18 protein-coding genes and 1 pseudogene are annotated in these 19,356 nt (G+C 39.8%); 15 read left to right on the plus strand and 4 right to left on the minus strand.

The features are described 5' to 3' along the window. The first annotated feature begins 62 nt into the window (after positions 1-62). From ADICYQ_RS17865 to ADICYQ_RS17875, 3 genes are all read left to right on the plus strand, one after another. Entirely contained in the window at positions 63-932 is an 870-nt protein-coding gene (locus ADICYQ_RS17865) for a DUF2911 domain-containing protein (RefSeq protein WP_020892756.1), read from the plus strand. A gap of 227 nt (positions 933-1,159) precedes the next feature. Beyond that, the gene (locus tag ADICYQ_RS17870; protein WP_020892757.1) at positions 1,160-2,227 is read left to right on the plus strand and encodes a M42 family metallopeptidase; all 1,068 of its coding nucleotides are present in this window, start codon (positions 1,160-1,162) and stop codon (positions 2,225-2,227) included. A 76-nt stretch (positions 2,228-2,303) separates the two neighbouring features. Then, entirely contained in the window at positions 2,304-3,287 is a 984-nt protein-coding gene (locus tag ADICYQ_RS17875) for a 2-hydroxyacid dehydrogenase (protein WP_020892758.1), read from the plus strand. A gap of 6 nt (positions 3,288-3,293) precedes the next feature. Here ADICYQ_RS17875 and ADICYQ_RS17880 read toward each other — a convergent pair whose 3' ends face one another. Continuing rightward, positions 3,294-4,112, minus strand: coding sequence for a ZIP family metal transporter (locus ADICYQ_RS17880; RefSeq protein WP_020892759.1), 819 nt, complete (start codon positions 4,110-4,112; stop codon positions 3,294-3,296). Between the two features lie 203 nt (positions 4,113-4,315). Here ADICYQ_RS17880 and ADICYQ_RS17885 point away from each other — a divergent pair, with 203 nt between their 5' ends. From ADICYQ_RS17885 to ADICYQ_RS17905, 5 genes are all read left to right on the plus strand, one after another. Beyond that, complete coding sequence (locus ADICYQ_RS17885) at positions 4,316-4,966, plus strand: metal-dependent transcriptional regulator (protein WP_020892760.1); 651 nt, start codon at positions 4,316-4,318, stop codon at positions 4,964-4,966. A gap of 8 nt (positions 4,967-4,974) precedes the next feature. After that, on the plus strand, positions 4,975-5,661 hold the full coding sequence (locus ADICYQ_RS17890) for a 2-C-methyl-D-erythritol 4-phosphate cytidylyltransferase (RefSeq protein WP_020892761.1): 687 nt from the start codon (positions 4,975-4,977) through the stop codon (positions 5,659-5,661). Positions 5,662-5,780: 119 nt separating this feature from the next. Next, entirely contained in the window at positions 5,781-6,518 is a 738-nt protein-coding gene (locus ADICYQ_RS17895) for a LiaF transmembrane domain-containing protein (protein WP_020892762.1), read from the plus strand. Positions 6,519-6,531: 13 nt separating this feature from the next. Continuing rightward, positions 6,532-7,575, plus strand: a complete 1,044-nt coding sequence (locus tag ADICYQ_RS26245) for a sensor histidine kinase (protein WP_020892763.1) — start codon at positions 6,532-6,534, stop codon at positions 7,573-7,575. Continuing rightward, positions 7,572-8,315 (plus strand): LytR/AlgR family response regulator transcription factor, encoded by a 744-nt coding sequence (locus tag ADICYQ_RS17905; protein WP_020892764.1) that lies wholly within the window; start codon positions 7,572-7,574, stop codon positions 8,313-8,315. The genes ADICYQ_RS26245 and ADICYQ_RS17905 overlap by 4 nt, the downstream gene beginning before the upstream one ends. Positions 8,316-8,358: 43 nt before the next feature. Here ADICYQ_RS17905 and ADICYQ_RS17910 read toward each other — a convergent pair whose 3' ends face one another. Both ADICYQ_RS17910 and ADICYQ_RS17915 read right to left on the minus strand, forming a co-directional pair. Continuing rightward, positions 8,359-8,580 carry a DUF2795 domain-containing protein gene (locus tag ADICYQ_RS17910; RefSeq protein WP_010855875.1) on the minus strand — a complete coding sequence of 74 codons (222 nt, stop codon included), beginning with the start codon at positions 8,578-8,580 and terminating at the stop codon, positions 8,359-8,361. A 76-nt stretch (positions 8,581-8,656) separates the two neighbouring features. Beyond that, positions 8,657-9,907 carry a DUF349 domain-containing protein gene (locus ADICYQ_RS17915; RefSeq protein ID WP_020892765.1) on the minus strand — a complete coding sequence of 417 codons (1,251 nt, stop codon included), beginning with the start codon at positions 9,905-9,907 and terminating at the stop codon, positions 8,657-8,659. A 129-nt stretch (positions 9,908-10,036) separates the two neighbouring features. Here ADICYQ_RS17915 and ettA point away from each other — a divergent pair. Next, a pseudogene (ettA, locus tag ADICYQ_RS17920) lies at positions 10,037-11,715 on the plus strand (energy-dependent translational throttle protein EttA). Positions 11,716-12,081: 366 nt separating this feature from the next. Continuing rightward, entirely contained in the window at positions 12,082-13,413 is a 1,332-nt protein-coding gene (locus ADICYQ_RS17925; RefSeq protein ID WP_020892767.1) for a pyridoxal phosphate-dependent aminotransferase, read from the plus strand. Here ADICYQ_RS17925 and ADICYQ_RS17930 read toward each other — a convergent pair. Continuing rightward, positions 13,304-14,374, minus strand: coding sequence for a zinc dependent phospholipase C family protein (locus ADICYQ_RS17930; protein WP_051160272.1), 1,071 nt, complete (start codon positions 14,372-14,374; stop codon positions 13,304-13,306). The genes ADICYQ_RS17925 and ADICYQ_RS17930 overlap by 110 nt on opposite strands. Positions 14,375-14,538: 164 nt before the next feature. Here ADICYQ_RS17930 and rpsT point away from each other — a divergent pair, with 164 nt between their 5' ends. From rpsT to ADICYQ_RS17955, 5 genes are all read left to right on the plus strand, one after another. Then, a complete protein-coding gene (rpsT, locus tag ADICYQ_RS17935; RefSeq protein ID WP_020892768.1) occupies positions 14,539-14,790 on the plus strand; it encodes a 30S ribosomal protein S20 in 252 nt (83 codons plus the stop codon). Between the two features lie 175 nt (positions 14,791-14,965). Beyond that, positions 14,966-15,661, plus strand: a complete 696-nt coding sequence (radC, locus tag ADICYQ_RS17940; protein WP_040417010.1) for a RadC family protein — start codon at positions 14,966-14,968, stop codon at positions 15,659-15,661. Between the two features lie 6 nt (positions 15,662-15,667). Continuing rightward, entirely contained in the window at positions 15,668-16,285 is a 618-nt protein-coding gene (locus ADICYQ_RS17945) for a DUF1684 domain-containing protein (protein ID WP_020892770.1), read from the plus strand. 54 nt (positions 16,286-16,339) lie between these two features. Next, a complete protein-coding gene (gene pheT / locus ADICYQ_RS17950) occupies positions 16,340-18,751 on the plus strand; it encodes a phenylalanine--tRNA ligase subunit beta (protein WP_020892771.1) in 2,412 nt (803 codons plus the stop codon). 289 nt (positions 18,752-19,040) lie between these two features. Further along, positions 19,041-19,325, plus strand: coding sequence for a cell division protein ZapA (locus tag ADICYQ_RS17955; protein ID WP_040416997.1), 285 nt, complete (start codon positions 19,041-19,043; stop codon positions 19,323-19,325). The last annotated feature ends 31 nt before the right edge of the window (positions 19,326-19,356 follow it).

Consider the following 19,356-nt stretch of genomic DNA (forward strand, 5'->3'; position numbering starts at 1 on the left):
GGAATCAATTCAAAATCAGTACAGCCAATAGCCTTCACTTTTATTTACAATCAATCCCCAAAATGATGCGAAATATTATTGTTGCGACATTACTGATTTTTGCTGGCTTTCAAGTAAGAGGGCAAGGTGTAGATTTTAATTTCCCATCCTTTAGCCCCAAAGGAAGCATTTCTCAAGTGGTGGGAAACACACGGATAGCAATTGAATACGAAAGACCTTCAGTCAGAAAACGAGAAATTTTTGGAGGCTTGGTTCCTTGGGATCAGGTCTGGCGAACCGGAGCAGGGAATGCCACGAAAATCAGGTTTGACAAAGAGGTTAAAATTGGAGGTCAAAAAGTAGCTCCAGGGCATTACGCTATTTTAACCATTCCCAACCCAGATGAATGGGTAGTGATAATCAATTCAGACACCACGCTTTATGGGAGTTTTGACTATGACTACAATCAGGATGTTGCCAGATTTGTGGTAATCCCCAATGAAACGAGTCGTTTTTATGAGACTTTAAATTTCGATATGGAATTGAACCAACATGATGCAGCGCTGTACCTTTCATGGGCTAATACACAAATCAGCTTCACTATTGAAACAACTACCAATGCCATTATTTATAAATTGATCCAGGAGGAGTTACTGACGGGGAAAAATAAAGTGGCTGACAATTACGCTGGTGCTGCTGCTTATTTGGCTTATCGGGGAATAGATTTAGGCGATGCCTTGAAACTGGCAGAAAAAGCCAAGGATCTTGATAAAGAAAGTGAATGGTTTAGTAGTATAAAGATAGGTGTTTACGAAAGCCTTAAACTTTATGACCTTGCATTAGAAGAAATTAGCCAGGCAATAGCACTTCTAAAAAGGAAAGAGGATAGGTTCAATGAAATAAATCAAATGGAAACAGAATATTTACGTGTAAAGGAATTGAGCGGCAACTGATCACAACAATCTATTGTCAAATAGTTTGTGAATAGCATATCGGACATTATGAAAGAAATATTGACCTTCTACTTAAGATTGATGCGAGTACCATTTTTACCCTAACAATCTTGTTTGTAACTTTATCCCAATGCAAGCTGCTAAATGGCTTTGTCTGAATTATGTTCAGTAAAGGCTTTATTGGCAGCCATTTTGTGACTAAGAATGCAATACAATTTAATCTAGATATGGATACTAACGAGAAATTTCTTTACAAATACCTTAACAATGCATCACCAACAGGCTTTGAAGCATCAGGTCAGCAGATTTGGTTGGATTACATCAAGCCTTTTGTCGATGATTATTTCACGGATCCTTATGGATCAGCTGTTGGTGTCATCAATCCGGAAGCAGAATTCAAGGTTGTTATAGAAGCACATGCGGATGAAATCAGTTGGTTTGTCAACTACATTACCCCCGAAGGATACATTTATGTGATTAGGAATGGTGGGTCAGATCATATGATCGCCCCCTCTATGCGTGTCAATATCCATACAGACAAAGGAGTAGTGCCAGGCGTTTTTGGCTGGCCAGCCATTCATGTTAGGGACAAGGCAAAGGAAGAAACGCCTAAAATGGATAATATATTCATTGATATAGGGGCTAGATCAAAGGATGAAGTACTCGAAATGGGTGTTCATGTAGGTTGTGTCATTACGTTTCAGGATGAGTTGACCGAATTGAATAAAAAGTTTTATTCTGGTCGTGCCCTTGATAACCGCATTGGGGGTTATATGATTGCAGAAGTTGCCAGGATGTTGAAGGAAGAGAATGTCAAATTGCCATTTGGCCTTTATATCGTCAATGCTGTGCAGGAAGAAATAGGCTTAAGGGGTGCAGAAATGATAGCTGCCCGAATCAAACCTGACGTAGCCATTATTACAGACGTTTGCCATGATACTACTGCTCCCATGTACAGTAAAATCGCCAGTGGTGATTACACTGCTGGAAAAGGTCCTGTTTTAACGTGTGGTGCTGCGGTACATAAAAAATTATTGGATTTAATCATTGCCAGTGCCAGAAAAGAAGAAATACCTTTTCAAAGATCAGCTTCTTCAAGAAGTACTGGTACTGATACAGATGCCTTTGCATACTCTAATGGTGGTGTACCAGCGGCCTTGATCTCTTTACCGCTAAAATACATGCATACTACTGTAGAAACGGCTAGTAAGGAAGATATCGAAAATGTGATTGGCTTAATGCTTGCCTTTTTAAAGGATTTTGACCAGAAATTTGACTTTAGGTATATTAAATAATGACCAATAATGGCGGGCATTGTCCTGCCATTATTAATTTTACGTACACCTTATTAAGGTGCCAAAAATAAAATTTATGAAAGTTTTTATAAATAAAGTTATCCCAGAAATAGGTTTTAAATTGCTTGATGAGGCAGGTATTGCCTATACTGTGTGGAAGGAAAAACCGATACTGGATAGGGGCCAAGCCATTCAGTTTTGCAAAGGACATGATGCTTTTTTAAGTGTAGGTCAGGCAGGTCTGGATGCTGATTTTTTTAGAGAATGTAAACACCTTAAAGTAGTAGCACTTCATTCTGTAGGCTTTGATGGTATCGATATAAAAGCTGCCACAGAGAATGGCGTTCCTGTGGGGAATACGCCAAATGTTTTAAATAAGGCTACCGCTGAAACGGCTTTGTTATTGATGTTAACTGTAGCCAGAAAAGCACTTTATCTTCATAATAAAATAAAACAAGGGGAATGGGGTGCTTCCCAACAACCTACCCAAGACTTGGGAATTGATTTGGCAGGGAAAACCCTCGGAATTGTTGGATTGGGAAGGATAGGGACAGAGCTTGCAAAAATAGTAACCCAGTCTTGGGGCATGAAAATTCTCTACCACAACAGAACCACCAATGCTGAAGCGGAGAAGGAACTTGGAGCAAAGAAGGTAAGCATGGATGAGCTTTTGGCCGGGAGTGATGTGGTCTCTGTCCATACAGCCCTTACTTCCGAAACAAAAGGCATGTTTGGAATGGAGCAGTTTAAAAAAATGAAACCTTCAGCTATATTTATCAATACTGCCCGTGGAGGCGTACACAAGGAAGATGAACTTATCGAAGCCTTACAACAACAAATCATTTGGGGAGCAGGATTGGATGTGACAAATCCTGAGCCGATGTCCAAAGATAACCCCTTGTTGGAAATGGAGAATGCAGTTGTCTTTCCACATATTGGCTCTGCAACAAAGGAAACAAGGGACAAGATGTCTACCTGTGCAGTTGAAAATATCATTGCAGGACTGAAAGGAGATCCTTTGCCATATCCAGTTAACCCAGAGGTGCGGCAAGGCAAATAGTCAGGTTTAACCGAGGGCTACGTCCAAAACCATCATGATGATAAAGCCACCGATGAAGCCCATAGTGGCCAAATCGGTGTTGCCTCCTTGCTGAGATTCAGGCACCACTTCTTCTATTACTACGAAGATCATGGCCCCGGCAGCGAAGGCCAAAGCGTAGGGCAAAATAGGGGTGAAAATAGTGACGGCTACAGCACCGAGGACACCTGCAATTGGCTCCACCAAGGCAGAAGATTGTCCCAACATAAAGCTCTTTCTCCTGCTCATCCCCATTCTCCTGAGTGGTACAGCCACTGCAACTCCTTCAGGAAGATTTTGTAAGCCTATACCTATCGCCAGGATCACTGCTCCTGCGATGGAGGCTTCGGGCATGCCTGCGGCGGCACCGCCAAACAATACGCCTATGGCCAGTCCTTCGGGAATATTGTGCATCGTTATGGCAAGGACCAGGAGCGTTGTTTTTTGCCAAGGCGTTTTTATACCCTCTACTTTCTTGAAATTTACATGGAGGTGAGGTAAAATCTTGTCAAGAATAAAAATAAATACTGCACCGCCAAGAAAACCAAGGGCTGCAGGCATTACTTTGACAAAATTCTCTCCCTCACTCATATTGATGGCCGGAGCTAAAAGACTCCAAAAGCTTGCGGCAACCATCACACCACCTGTAAAACCCATCATGACATCCATTACCGTTCGGTTTATTTTCTTGAAGAAAAACACGAATCCGGCACCAACAGCCGTGACAAACCAGGTAAATGTGGTTGCTAGTAATGCAGCGTAAGCTGGAGAAATACTACTTAAGTAGTCAACAATGGTATCAAACATTATATTTTTTATTTTAAAAAGATTTTTGGCTGCAACAGGTTAACTGTGTCCTTGATCATACCTTAACCTTATGGGTATCACTAATAACTAATTTTGTTTCGTTTAGTTCAGTTTTTGTTTAGCCATGGCAAATTTAAATAGTTAGATTTGACTAACAAATTTATTTCAATATTTTTTTATCTTTGTTATGAAATACTACAGCAATGACCAATAGCCAATCTATAGAGAATTACCTGAAAGTGATTTTTAATCAAGCCATAGCGACTGATGACGTTAATACAACAAGTATAGCCCAGGCGCTAGAAGTCAGCCTTCCGTCGGTAAACAGTATGGTTAAGAAGTTAGCCGGAATGGGTTTACTGGAGTATGAAAAATACAAACCGCTTAAAATCACAGCAAAAGGCAGGAAGATGGCGGCAATGATCATCAGAAAGCACAGGCTTACAGAAATGTATTTGGTTGAGAAGATGGGGTTTGGATGGGAAGAGGTACATGAAATAGCGGAGCAATTGGAGCATATTCAATCTGTTGCATTTTTTGATAGGATGGATGAGATTTTAGGTTTTCCTGAGAGGGATCCTCACGGTTCACCGATTCCAAATAGTAGCGGGGAGTTTGCTACGCAGAAGTTCAGGTTGCTATCAGATTGCCAACCAAACGAATTGGTGACTTTAAAGGCTTTAAGCAAAACGACGGATGAATTTTTAAAGTACCTCAACAGCAAAGGATTGGCGCTGGGGGTGGAAGTGGAAATTCTGAAAGTTGAAGCGTATGACAAGAACATGAAGGTCGCCTATGGAGGCAAGACGGAAGTGCTGTCTGCATTGGTATGTTCTAAACTTTTGGTAAGTTGATAGCAACTATGGTAAAGCGAAATGAAAAATATGCCATTATAGTAGCCGGAGGAGCAGGAGTGAGGATGGGGGGAGAGATACCCAAACAATTTTTACCCATCGGTGGATTGCCCGTATTGATGCATACTTTGAATAAATTTAAAGCGCATGACGCTGCAATACACCTGATTTTAGTATTGCCAGAAAGCCAGTTTAAGTATTGGGAGGACTTGTGCGAAAAACATGCTTTTAATGTGTCGCATAGGTTGGTAGAAGGTGGTTCTAGTAGGTTTAACTCTGTTAAAAATGGACTCAACAGCATTGCTGAAGAAAATGGTTTGGTGGCCATTCATGATGGTGTGCGCCCCTTTGTTTCTGAGGAGGTGATCCAGGAAAGTTTTGCAGAAGCTGACCTTTACGGAAGTGCCATTGCCGTAGTACCACTAAAAGACTCCATTAGAAAGGTGGATACCAATGGAATCTCCCAGTTTAAAAACAGGGATGCATTCAGACTTGTACAAACGCCACAGACTTTTCAGTTAAAAAAAATAAAAGCTGCTTTCCTATCTGATGAAGAACCCTTTTTTACTGATGATGCTACAGTTTATGAAAACATGGGCTGGGAAGTACATTTGATTGCTGGAAACCAGGAAAACATCAAGTTAACAACTCCGGAAGACTTGGATTATGCCAACTATCTATTAAATCGTAAATGAAAAGCTGATTAACAGGAAAATCAGGTCGTTTATCGGCAAAGTTTTTTCATTAGTCGAACGGGTCTATTTATTGAATAGCTGTAACCCTACCTTTAATCCATCAAATAAATACATATACCATGAATGGAAAAAGAAACGGAAATTTTGCACTAGGTGTAATAATTTTAGTCATTGGGTCATTACTATTGTTAAAGCAATTGGGCTTTTTTATCCCGTACTGGATTTTCTCCTGGCCGATGATTTTAATTGCTATTGGGATTTTTACAGGTTATAAGAACAGGTTTCAGAACACAGGTTCCGTGGTTTTGATTTTAATAGGAGGTTTTTTTCTGTTAAGAGACATGATGTTTCTACCCTTTCACATGGGACCTTTGTTGCTTCCCATAGGCTTAATTATATTAGGTTTGTACATTATTGTCAAGAAAAACAGGAACAAAGCCTTCAATATGGAAGGGTGGGAAAAGGGTTTTGACAAAAGCATGGCAGATGGTGCAGGTGTTTTTGGTCAGGACAGTATCAATTATATCAAAGTAGATGCTTTTCTTACAGGAGTAAAGCGTAAGGTGATGTCAAAAGACTTTAAAGGTGGAGAAATAACCACTGTTTTTGGCGGCTCAAATATAGATTTAATGCATGCCGACATTCAAGGGCAGGCGGTATTGAAGGTGTCTGTAGCTTTTGGCGGGTTGAAATTGATCGTGCCCCCGCATTGGGATGTTCAGATCGGAGTGAGTAATTTGGCAGCAGGTATAGATGACAAAAGATATACCCAGCATGGAAGCGTTCAAAATATCGAAAAGAGATTGATTCTTACAGGATCAGTAATATTTGGAGGGATAGAGATCTCTACTTACTAAAATTTAGGACCCTATGGAAAAGTCACATGAATCCTTTATGATCAATGATAATTTGGGGGATCATGTGATTTTTCTTTTCATGGTTTTTGCAGGAGCCTTTGGAAGCACTTTCTATTGGCAAGGTAATATGGAATGGAGCATTGCTGATGCGATTTTGAGCACGATTACCTTTGGAATAGGGGCCATTCTAATCAAGCTAATGTTGAATTATTATCCTGTTGGAAAGATTAAAAGCTGGCCGACGATTTTATTTGCACTTATTATAGCTTGCCTACTTACCTTTCTCAATCAACTGCTATGGGAAGCTAATTGGTTGGACTATCCTGAGGCGCTTGCCTTATTCAAGGCCTCTATGCTTATAAGGGTGACCGTAGCTACCTTGTTGTTTCACTTGATAGGGTTTACTGTTTTATCAAATAAGTCCAGTACAAAAGATTTCAATAGGCTTCAGCAAGAGGAGTCTCGTCAGAAATTGTCTACTGATGCCGAACTTCATTACTTGCGTCAACAAATGCAGCCTCATTTTCTTTTCAACAGCCTTAACTCTATCAATGCCTTATTGGTAAGAAACCCAGAGAAAGCCCGTGAGATGGTTCAGGGCTTAGCGGATTTTTATAGAGATAACCTCAAAATGGATCCTAAAAAATGGGAACCCGTTGAAAAAGAAATGAAGATTATTGGTCAATACCTGAAATTGGAGAAAATCAGGTTTGGGCACCGCTTAAATTATGAGATCAATTTACCAGAGAAAGCTTCCACCTTGAAATTACCGTCATTAATGGTGCAAGCACTGGTGGAAAATGCGGTAAAACATGGGCTTTATGGGGTGACGGGAGATATCTTGATACGAATTGATGTCAGCCAGGAAGGCAATGACCTTTTAATAACCGTGCTAAATCCTTGTGATGACAATTCAGGCAATGCATCTGGAACTGGCTTTGGTCTGGAAAGTCTTCAGCGAAGGTTATTTCTTATTTTTGGCAGGAAAGATTTACTCACACACCAGGAAACTAACGGGCAGTTTACAGCCACTTTAAAGATACCACAACCACAATGATACGTTGTTTGATTATTGATGATGAGCCTTTGGCCCAGGATTTACTTCAGGATTATTTAAATGATTTTCCTGATATCGAGGTATTGGGTAAGTTCAATGATGGGTTTGAGGCCTTCAAGGGGATAGGGGAGCTTAAACCTGACCTGATATTTTTGGATATAGAAATGCCTAAAATCACAGGCTTTGAGTTATTGGAGCTATTGGAAAATCCTCCCAAAGTAATCTTTACCACCGCCTATGATACCTATGCCATAAAGGCTTTTGAGCTGCAGGCTATAGACTACTTGTTAAAACCATTTTCCAAAGACAGGCTGGCTCAGGCCATTCAGCGGGTGAGCATTGATGAGGATAATGGATCAGTTACCCAATCTAAAATGTCGAAAGTAAGAGAAGACATTCCTAAGGAAGGGTTTTTAAAAAGAGTCGTTGTAAAGACTGGGAATAAAATAGAAGTGTTAAATGCCTCTAATATAGCTTCCTTTAGCGCCGATGGTGATTATGTTAAGATCAATTCGGATGGGAAGTCTTACCTGAAACTAGGAACGATGGCTTACTACGAAAAAATGCTTGATCCGCAAGCTTTCATACGCATTCACCGGTCTCATTTGGTAAATATCTCAACGATAAGTAAAATAGAGCCCTATCAAAAAGAAAACTATCTGATTTTTCTTAAAGATGGTGCCCAATTACCTGTCAGTAAAAAAGGAATGGTGAAGCTAAAAAAGGCTTTACGGATATAAGTAGCGAAAAAAGCCTTCACTTTTAAAAGAGAAGGCTTAGTGCTTAATATTCGTCTTCATTAAAGAAGAAATCGTCTTTTGTTGGGTAGTCAGGCCATATTTCCTCAATATTTTCGTAAGGTTCACCATCATCTTCAAGCTCTTGGAGGTTTTCGACAACCTCTAAAGGTGCTCCAGAGCGAATAGCAAAATCAATTAACTCATCCTTGGTGGCTGGCCACGGAGCGTCTTCCAAATAGGAGGCAAGTTCTAAAGTCCAATACATAATCTACACAAATTTAAAGATCCCCTTAAAGGGGTGCAAAAATAGAAATACTTTCTTAAACTAAAACATTTACGGATTAATTGTTTGTAAGTTCTTTTAAAATGCTGTTTTTCACATCAACTTTTCTCTTGTGGGCACCGATCTTTTTTCGCATAATATGATCAAATTCCCCTTCCTGACTTCTGAAGTTTTCAGCATTTTCCGTAACAGTAATAAGCTCTCGCTGATCCCTGGCGATAAGGTCTTTTAATAAATTTACTTTTAAAGTATTCTGCTCAGAATCAGTTTTTTCAGCGAATCCCTCATATTTAGAGTGGCAGAGATTGTCAAGAAATGATTTTTCGAAAATGATTTCTGAAAAGAATACGAAAGTGCCAATACTTTGTTGTGCATTCCTCGGTTTTTTTGGAGGAAGTTTTTTCCATTCGGCTTGCAGCTTTTTAGCGTGATTGACTTTGTACTCATCAACCTCACCTTTTGACATCTGCCTCATTTCTTCAGACCATTTATCTATTTTTTTAATCATAAGTCCCGGGCTAATGGTCGGGATACTTTGGCTCATTCTTTTGAATTTGCTAAAAATACGATTATTTAGTTTGGAGAATTCATCCCAAATGGGCTGGCGTTTTGAAGCAGGAACCCTGCCTGAAACTTTCCATTCTTTTTGAATCTTCTTACTGATTTCAAAGGCTGTCTTTACATCAGCCATGTCGTGCGCTTCTCTCGCTTGCTCTAAAAGGTTTTCGTAAACTTTAATGTTTTGTTCTGCCTGCAAAGCCAAACCATCAAAATAATTCTTACGATTGCCGTAGAAAACGTCTAGAATGTCTTGGAATTTTTCGTTAATCTCTTCTTCCAATTCTTTTTCTACTGGCCCGGTTTTTAACCATTTAAGCTTTAGCTCCTTGAAAATCTCCGATGTTTCTTTCCAGTCGGTACTTTCTTTATAAGTCTCCGCTTCTTCGAGGAGCTCTTTTTTTATCTCCAGGTTTTTATGCCTGTTGGATTGAATGATTTCTTCTAAAATTGCTTCCTGGCCTTCAAGTTCTTTTATTAAGGCAGGAAAATCCCCTAAACCATCAAAAGTCAATAAGGAGGACTTAAGGTGAATAAGCTTCATTAGAAAAGAACCTTTATTCTGGTTTTCCTCAATGTCGCTTTTAAGTTTTTCTACCTTTTGCTTTACCGCCTCAAATCTATCTTCGAAATAACGGAAGGTGGAAGCTTCATCTTCTTTTACCTCTCCTATCACACGGTCTTCCTGGCCTAAAAAGCCTTTCAGATAAATTTTTCCTTCTATTATATATCCAAATGGATGCTCAGTCATGATTAAAAGATTGGTTGTAAATATTTAGTGGTGGTATGGATTTCTGCAAATTAATTAAATATGCTCCATTTATCCTAAGAAAGCTGATTTTTTACCATCTTTACCGCTTAAATTAAACGGAAATAAACCATGAGTAATGAAAAAATAATTTTTTCTATGGCGGGAGTTTCAAAAGTGTACCCTCCGCAGAAAAGAGTACTTAAAGATATCTATCTTTCGTTTTTTTATGGTGCTAAAATCGGTGTGCTTGGACTCAATGGTTCAGGAAAAAGTTCCTTGCTTAAAATTATTGCGGGAATGGAAACTGAATTTCAGGGAGAGGTAGTATGGTCCGCTGGCTATTCAGTAGGGATGTTGGAGCAAGAACCAGTATTGGATCCTACCAAAACAGTGAAAGAAGTTGTCGAAGAGGCTGTAAGTGAAACAGTTAATTTGCTTAAAGAATTCGAGGAAATCAATGAGAAATTCATGGACCCGGGTCTAATGGATGACCCAGATGCCATGCAAAAATTGATCGATAAGCAGGGTGATGTTCAGGAAAAACTAGATGCCGCGAATGCTTGGGAATTGGAAACCATGCTGGAAAAAGCCATGGATGCCTTACGTCTTCCTCCTGCTGAAGCAATGGTAGAAAACTTGTCAGGTGGTGAAAAAAGAAGGGTGGCACTTTGCCGTTTGCTCTTACAGGAACCAGATGTATTGTTGCTTGATGAGCCTACCAATCACCTGGATGCGGAATCAGTACTATGGCTGGAAGAACACCTTAAGAATTATAAAGGTACTGTGATAGCAGTAACTCACGATCGTTATTTCTTGGATAATGTTGCAGGATGGATCCTTGAATTGGATAGAGGAGAAGGAATTCCCTGGAAAGGGAATTATTCCAGCTGGTTGGAACAAAAACAAGACCGGTTAAAGAAGGAAGAGAAGACAGAATCTAAAAGACAGAAGACACTTGAAAGAGAGTTGGAATGGATCCGGATGTCTCCTAAAGCCAAGCAATCTAAAGGCAAGGCAAGGTTAAATGCCTATGACAAACTCGTGGGTCAAGACGCCGTAGAAAAGGAATCCAAACTTGAATTGTACATTCCGCCAGGTCCAAGATTGGGCAGTAAAGTGATTGAGGTAAAAGGTGTTTCAAAAGCTTTTGGAGACAAATTGTTATTTGACGACCTTACCTTTTCTCTGCCTCAAGGAGGTATAGTAGGTGTGATTGGGCCAAATGGTGCAGGTAAATCTACACTTTTCAATCTTATCACTGGAGAGGAAAAACCAGATGCTGGTCATTTTGAAATTGGAGAAACGGTAGAGATCGCTTACGTGGATCAGGAGCATGATACCCTGTTGCCAGATAAAACGGTATATGAAACCATTTCCGAAGGCAATGAATATGTACAACTTGGTAACAAAGAAGTGAATTCAAGGGCTTATGTAAGTCGTTTTAATTTTGGAGGATCTGACCAAGGGAAAAAAGTTGGTGTACTATCAGGTGGTGAAAGAAATCGTGTTCACCTGGCCATGACCTTGAAAAAGGTGGAAACCTTTTGTTATTGGATGAACCTACCAATGACTTGGATGTCAATACCCTTAGGGCCTTGGAAGAAGCCTTGGAGAATTTTGGGGGTTGTGCTGTTGTTATTTCTCACGACAGATGGTTCCTGGATAGGATTTGTACGCATATCCTCGCATTTGAAGGTGATAGTAATGTTTATTGGTTTGAAGGGAATTTCTCGGATTACGAAGAAAACAAGAAAAAGCGTTTAGGTGATGTAATGCCCAAAAGGATTAAATACAAAAAACTTAAATAAGTACCATTAACTAGTCTTTTCCCTTTGTTGCGTTTTAACGTGGCAAAGGGATTTTTTTGTTTACACCCAGTTGGTATTGGATCAGATGTAGGGTAGGAATTTGTTTTATTAAGAAGTAGAATGCCTAATTTTCGACAAAGAAGAGTAGGGAGGTTTTATAATTTGATTTTAGTCAGTAGGGGTATGAAAGCAGTTAAGGGGTAGATATGGCTTAATACCAACTGGCTGAATGGTGGGTTTTGGAGTCAATGTTCAGTTACAAATAAAAGATTAAACTTATAAGGCCTCCTTTTTTCGAAATATCGTTCAGTTTATTTCCCTTTTTTGTTTATTTGTGTTTTAAAGCCAGCATCGCGTTTGAATATGATGAGACAATTGCTATTGCGCCCAGGCGCCGAAGAATTGAATTACGAGATCAGAGGAATTGTCAAAAAGGCAAGACTGATCGAAGAACTCGGGTATGACATTACCTGGGAGAATATAGGGGATCCTATACAGAAGAACAATACCATTCCAGCCTGGATGAAGGAAATCGTTTCCGAACTCGTACAGGACGACCACAGCTATGGCTATGCCGACAGCAAAGGCATGCCGGCCACCCGGAGATTTCTTGCTGATTTAAACAATGAGAAAGGCGGCGTTAAGATTGGTGCTGAAGACATCTTGTTCTTTAATGGCTTAGGAGATGGTATTGCCAAGCTGTACCAGTTTCTTACCCCCACAGCCAGGATCATTGGTCCTTCACCAGCTTACTCTACCCACAGTTCAGCTGAGGCGGCACATGCCAACTCTGCACCACTTACCTATAAATTGGATCCAGACAATAACTGGTATCCTGATATGGAAGATTTATACAACAAGGTGAAATACAATACCTCCGTAGTGGGTATCCTGATCATTAATCCGGACAATCCTACCGGGATGGTTTACCCTAGGGAAGTATTGGATCGTTTTGTTGAGATTGCCAGAGAGTTTAATCTACTTCTGATTGCAGACGAAATTTATCAAAACATCACTTACAATGGCTATGAAGCCATTAGTCTTGCTGAAATTCTCGGAGATGACCTGCCAGGCATTTCATTGAAAGGGATTTCTAAAGAATTCCCATGGCCTGGTTCGAGGTGCGGTTGGATGGAGTTTTATAATAAACATACTTCCGAAGAATTTACGAAGTTATGTACCACGCTGGAAAATGCCAAAATGATAGAGGTGTGTTCCACCACTTTGCCTCAGCTGGCCATACCTAAGATTATGAGTCACCCTGCCTATAAAGAATACAGGGTTACAGCCAATGCCGCCATAGGTACCAGAAGTAGGATTATGGAAGAGGTTTTGGGAAATGTTGAAGGTATTAAATTCAACAAAACGAAAGGTGCATTTTACAACACCGTCATTTTTGATGAGGGTGTACTAGACGAAGATCAATTCCTTCCTGTGGAGGACAAGGCGATAAAAGTGCATCTTGCCAAGTGGCTTGAAGAAAAGGATATGCCTAATGATAAAAGGTTTGTTTATAATTTGCTAGCCTCTGAGAAGATTTGTGTTGTTCCTGTAAGTTCGTTTTGCTCTGATTTGAGAGGGTTTAGAGTTACCCTACTGGAAGAAAACGAGGACGTCTTTCGCAATACTTTCGAAAGGCTTGCAAGAAGTATAAAGGCTTACCTGAATTCCTCCAAAAAAGTGATTCTGGAAAAATAAAATAAGTTCGGTGTTCCCTGATGTGCTGTAAAGAATCATTTGGGATGTAGATACTGTCCTTTTCATTGGGTACCTGGATCCTGTCGGGATCCAGGTTTTCAAGTGCTGGTTGACCTGCCAAAATCCAGGCACTGTACCAAAAATCGGCAATCAGCTTTATTGTATTTCTCATTTGACGCTCTACCTGTCCGCCTAGCTTTTGGTGATAAGCATTGCTGAATTCTCTGGAATAAACCCTGGTGGTAATGCCTCCCCTGTCTTCATAACTGTATTTTTTATCTTCAGGAAACGCCCTTGTCAGGGACTCCTCGAAGCCAAAGACCGAGTCCAACGCATAATGGGCAGTTTCTATCGCCTTCCAAATTTCGTTCTGTGGGAAATCAAGGTAATTCGCCTTGCCCACAAAGAAATCATATTCGCTTGCATACAATTCAGGAAGCCTGCTTTCCCAAAAACCATGAATTCCATATTGACCTGAAAATTGACCATTGTAATTTTTTGTACTGTGAAGGGGTACATTGATGTCTCCCAAATAATGGCCAAGGTCCGCGGCTAATCTAAGAATTGCTTGTGCATCTTTTCTTTCAAAGGCGTAAATAAGGTTTTGAAATGTTTGGTAAGTGCTCCAAGGCGAAATTCCGTGTTTTCTCAAGCTGTCTTCCCCATGTAGTGCTTTGGCTTCTGACCAGAATCGGGGAAGTTTGTAGACAGCACTGTCACCATAGATGTCTAAGTCTATATAATGTTTCTCAGCTTCGCCTTTGACGGCATACCTTCTCCTGTCGGGGTTGACGGCCTTATCAGAAAGGTAGCCCAGGTGTGGTTTGAAAAAAACCATTAATTCAGGAGGAAGTGAGTAGACCGCCTGCTTGTTGATCAACCGGTGGGCATAAAAACCCCAGGCTGAAAGCTCATGGGAGCTACTGCTTAGAAAAAGGAATAAAAATAGTATTGGTCTCATCTTCAATGAATAATGCACTAACACAAACTTAAAATAGTGAAAAAAATGTAGATTTCGAAACCTTCTATTTGGGCATATTTGATTAATTGTTTTGCAATTAAAAATAAATCAGCTAAATTTGCGATCCAATAGAAGCAAAAAAGGAAAAGTTAATTATATATAATATGGCAAATCACAAGTCGGCTTTAAAGAGAATTCGTGCAAATGAAGCCAAAAGGTTAAGAAACAGGTACCAGGCCAAAACCACCAGGACTTTCATCAAAAGATTGAAAAACACTGAAGACAAGGCGGAAGCTCAGGAACTTTTAAACCAGGTTACATCCATGTTGGACAGACTGGCAAAGAAAAACGTTCTTCACAAGAACAACGCTGCGAACAAAAAGTCTAAATTGACCAAGTTTGTTAACGCTCTATAAGAGTCTGTTTGTATAAAACATTTAAACCCTGCTTTTTAGCAGGGTTTTTTTTATGCCCATTTTTTTCTTATTTTTAGTGGTACTCCCTACTTAATCAAGTGTTTAGGGTTTGACGATTGCCAATATTTCCGATTTCGAAGTTTTTTTGTCAACTGAATCTATTCGTTTTTTGCCTATGGATGATTACAGATCAATCAGGATATCTGCCCTAGCTGAGGAAGATCGACCCCGAGAGAAATTATTGTTACGAGGTAAAGCCCAGCTTACAGATGCGGAATTAATCGCCATCTTGATAGGTTCCGGTTCCCGAAATCTCAGTGCGGTAGACCTTTCTAAGTACATTTTACAAAGTGTAAACAATGATTTGGCTCAATTGGCCAGGTTGTCTGTAAATGATTTAAAGAAATTTAAGGGCATAGGAGAAGCCAAGGCCATAAGCATAGTAAGTGCTTTAGAGCTTGGCAGAAGAAGGAAGGGAGCTGAACCTCAGAAGAAAGCAAAAATCACCTCTTCGGCAGATGTATATGCGCTTATGCGACCAGAATTGCTCGATGAGGCAGTGGAGTATTTCTACGTTTTATTTTTAAACCGTAGCAATGTGGTCATCAAAAAGCAATTGATTAGCCAAGGTGGAACCTCTGCCACAATAGCAGATCCTAAATTGATTTTTAAATTTGGGATGGAATATTTAGCAAGCGCTATTATTTTGGTGCATAATCACCCTTCAGGGAATTTAAAGCCTTCTTCTGCTGATATAAGTCTTACTAAAAGACTTTGCCTGGTTGGTAAAAATTTAGAGCTTCCGGTATTAGATCATGTGATTTTCACAGATGTTGGCTATTTTAGCTTTGCGGATGAAAGCATGATCTAAATTACTATGAATAAAAAATACCTATTGCTGGCCTTAGTAGGGGCGGTAGTCCTTGGTTCTCTGATGTATACCTTTACTGGTACAACCGATCCTGAACTATATATTGAAAATATTGCTGCAGAAAGAGAGCGTCAGTTTAAGTTTTTGAAGTTTAATATTGATTCTCCTTTAGAGGAAGAGCAAAAGAAAGCACTTGATTCACTGGATTTTTTTCCGATCGATCCTTCTTTTAAAGTGAGGGGGAGACTTGTGCCGGTTCCTAGAAAAAGAATGGTGGAAATTCCAATGTCAGACGGCACCTTGGAAAGATACATCAGACATTCTTTTGTAGAATTTGAATTCAATGGTGAAACGATCAAACTTTTATTGTTGCAAGCTGAGGATGAAGTTGATTTGAGAAACTTTTTTTTAGCATTTGCTGATGGGACTAGTACTGAGGAAACGTATGGTGGTGGTAGATATATCAATCTGCGCCAAGATGGGTCTTCCTCTATTACAATTGATTTTAACCTCGCATATAACCCTTATTGTGCTTATAATCCCGATTTTGCCTGCCCCATCCCGCCTAGAGAAAATATTTTGGATATCCCCATTAGAGCAGGGGAGAAAAATTACGAAAAATAATCTTTCAGTAGAGGTCATTTATTGTAAATTTGTATCTTAGTCAAAACCGTAATAATGAAAATTTCGATCAATCGACTCAAAGATTATATACCATTCGATCAGTCCACTAAAGAAATTGGCGACCTGCTTACTGCAGGAGGCTTAGAAGTAGAAGGAATATCGATATACGAATCAGTAAAAGGAAGCCTTAAGGGCATAGTAGTTGGGGAAGTGTTGAGCTGTGAGCCTCATCCCAATGCAGATAAACTTAGCCTTACCACAGTGGATATAGGGACTGAAATAGTCCCTATTGTTTGCGGGGCATCAAATGTGGCTAAAGGTCAAAAGGTACCCGTGGCAACAGTAGGTGCCACTTTATATCCTTCATCTGGAGAATCATTTGAAATTAAAAAAGCCAAAATTAGAGGAGAGGTTTCTCTAGGAATGATCTGTGCCGAAGATGAACTCGGTCTTGGAACAGGTCATGAAGGTATTTTGGTTTTAGATACCGAGCTTCCCAATGGAAGTGGAGTAGCTCAATTGTTTGATATTAAAGAAATAGAAGTACTAGAGATTGGTTTAACTCCAAACCGTGCCGACGCAGCATCGCATTTGGGAGTAGCCAGAGATTTAAAGGCACTTTTAAACAAGGACCTTGTTCTGACAGATGTAGAGGCTTTTAAAGTAGATAACTCAGACAGGACAATTAAAGTTAGCGTAGCAGATAGTCAAGATTGTCCCAGGTACTCTGGGCTGACTCTCAGTAATGTAAAAGTAGCTCCATCACCAAAATGGCTTCAGGATTACATAAAAGCTATCGGATTGGAACCCATCAATAATGTGGTAGACATTACGAATTTTATTCTACATGACCTTGGTCAACCACTTCATGCCTTTGATGCCGCAAAGATTCAAGGAGATGAGATCCAGGTTAAAAGATTGCCTGCGGGGACGAAATTCGTCACTTTGGATGGTAAAGAAAGAACACTGTCTGGAGAAGAATTGATGATTTGCGACAATTCGGAAGGGCTTTGTATTGCTGGAACACTTGGAGGACTTGATTCCGGGGTAAGTGACCAAACAACTACAATATTCCTGGAAAGTGCTTGTTTCGGTACTGATGTAGTCAGGAAGGGAGCTCAATTTCATGGGATTAAAACAGATGCCTCCTTTCGCTTTGAAAGAGGAACAGATCCAAACATGCCTGTTTTCGCATTGAAAATGGCTGCGTTACTCATCAAGGAGCTAACAGGAGCTATTGTTAGTTCGCCGATTGTTGACCTCTATCCGGAGCCTGTTGCAGATTTCGAAATCCCTGTCAGTTATCGACATGTCGATCGATTGATCGGACAAGAAATTGGTAAGGAGCGAATTAAACAAATACTCGAATCCTTAGAAATTAAGGTAACCAATGAGACTGATTCTGGCTTTGTCGCCATTGTAAAGCCTTATAGGGTAGATGTGACCAGAGAGGCAGACATCATAGAGGAGATTCTGCGAATTTATGGGTTTGAATCCATCCCTCTAAAAGACAATTATCAGGCAGATTTCCTTGCTGAGCATCCTGACAAAGACACCAATAAGTTACAATACAGGGTCTCAGAAATGCTTGCTGGCATAGGCTATAGTGAAATATTGACCAACTCTCTAACAAAATCAGAATATGCGGAAAAAGCATCGTTTTTGGATAAAGAAAAGGATGTCATTATTTTAAATAAGCTAAGTGAGGATCTAGGAGTACTTCGTCAAAGCTTACTGTTTACGGGGCTGGAGGTTTTGGCTCACAATATCAATAGGAGGCAGAAGGATTTGAAATTGTATGAGTTTGGATCGGTATATGCTAAAGCTTCCGAAGGTTATGATGAAGGGAAAAGATTATCCTTCTTCCTAACAGGAAATGCTACCCGTGAAAATTGGATGGGTACCGTGAAGCCAGTAACCTTTACAGATATTTATGCCATAGTAGAGGGTTTGTTGACGAAGCTAAATATTCCACAGCCCGATGTTAACGTTGTGGAATCTAGTCCTTATTCATTCGGCTTAGAATTAATGGTAAATAACAAGCCTTTAGGGAGCATAGGCCTTCTTGCTCCTGACGTTTGTAAGTTAGCTGATGTGAAGCAAGAAGTGTATTTTGCGGAACTTGATTGGGAAAGACTCAGCAAACTGGCCAAATCTCAGGGGAAATTTCAAGAAATATCAAAATTTCCTGAGGTTAGAAGGGATTTGTCTCTAGTTATTGATCAGGAGATCACTTTTGATCAGATCCGACAAATGGCCACAAAAGCTGGTGGTAAATTGTTGAAAAGAATAAATGTCTTTGACATGTACAAAGGGGATAAATTGGAGGAAGGAAAGAAAGCGTATGCTTTGAGTTTTTACCTTCAAGACAACCAACAAACGCTAACAGACAAGGTTATAGACAAAACCATGGGGAAATTAATGCACACCTTTGAGAAAAATGCCGGTGCTTTGATCAGGAAATAATATGAAGGTTTACGAGGAGCTTCAAAAATTAGAAACCCTATCTGAACAGGTAGAAAAAAAGTAAAATTACTTGAACAGGAAAATACTGCCCTCAAAAATCAACTATTAGTCTATCAAAAGAAACTATTCGACCAGGAAGAAGCTCTCGAAGATTTTAAAAATCAAATTAAAATTAGTAAAATTGTAAGAAACATACCGGTAGAAAATAAAGCGTCTGCTGAATTGAAGGGGAGAATTGATGACTATATAAAAGAAATCGATAAAATTATTACTTACCTGTCTGAATAATATGGATACACTTTCTATAAGAATTAAGATTGGGGATAGAGAATATCCCATGAAAGTGAAAACCGATGAGGAAGCCCGAATCAGACGGGTAGGCAAGTTAATTAACGATAAGATAAAAAAGTACAGAGAGGAGTTTGGTCTGGAAGATCGCCAGGATTTACTGGCAATGGTGGCTTTCGATTGCATGGTGGAATTCCTTGAAATAAAGGATGACCATACCGAAGGCAGTGAACATGTAAAGCAAGTGCTTCAACATGTCAACCAAAATCTTGAGTCATTGCTTTGATGTATTGTAGTTTATTTCGTCCCAACAACGC

Origin of the sequence: Cyclobacterium qasimii M12-11B (genome assembly GCF_000427295.1) — a bacterium.
GTDB lineage: Bacteria > Bacteroidota > Bacteroidia > Cytophagales > Cyclobacteriaceae > Cyclobacterium > Cyclobacterium qasimii.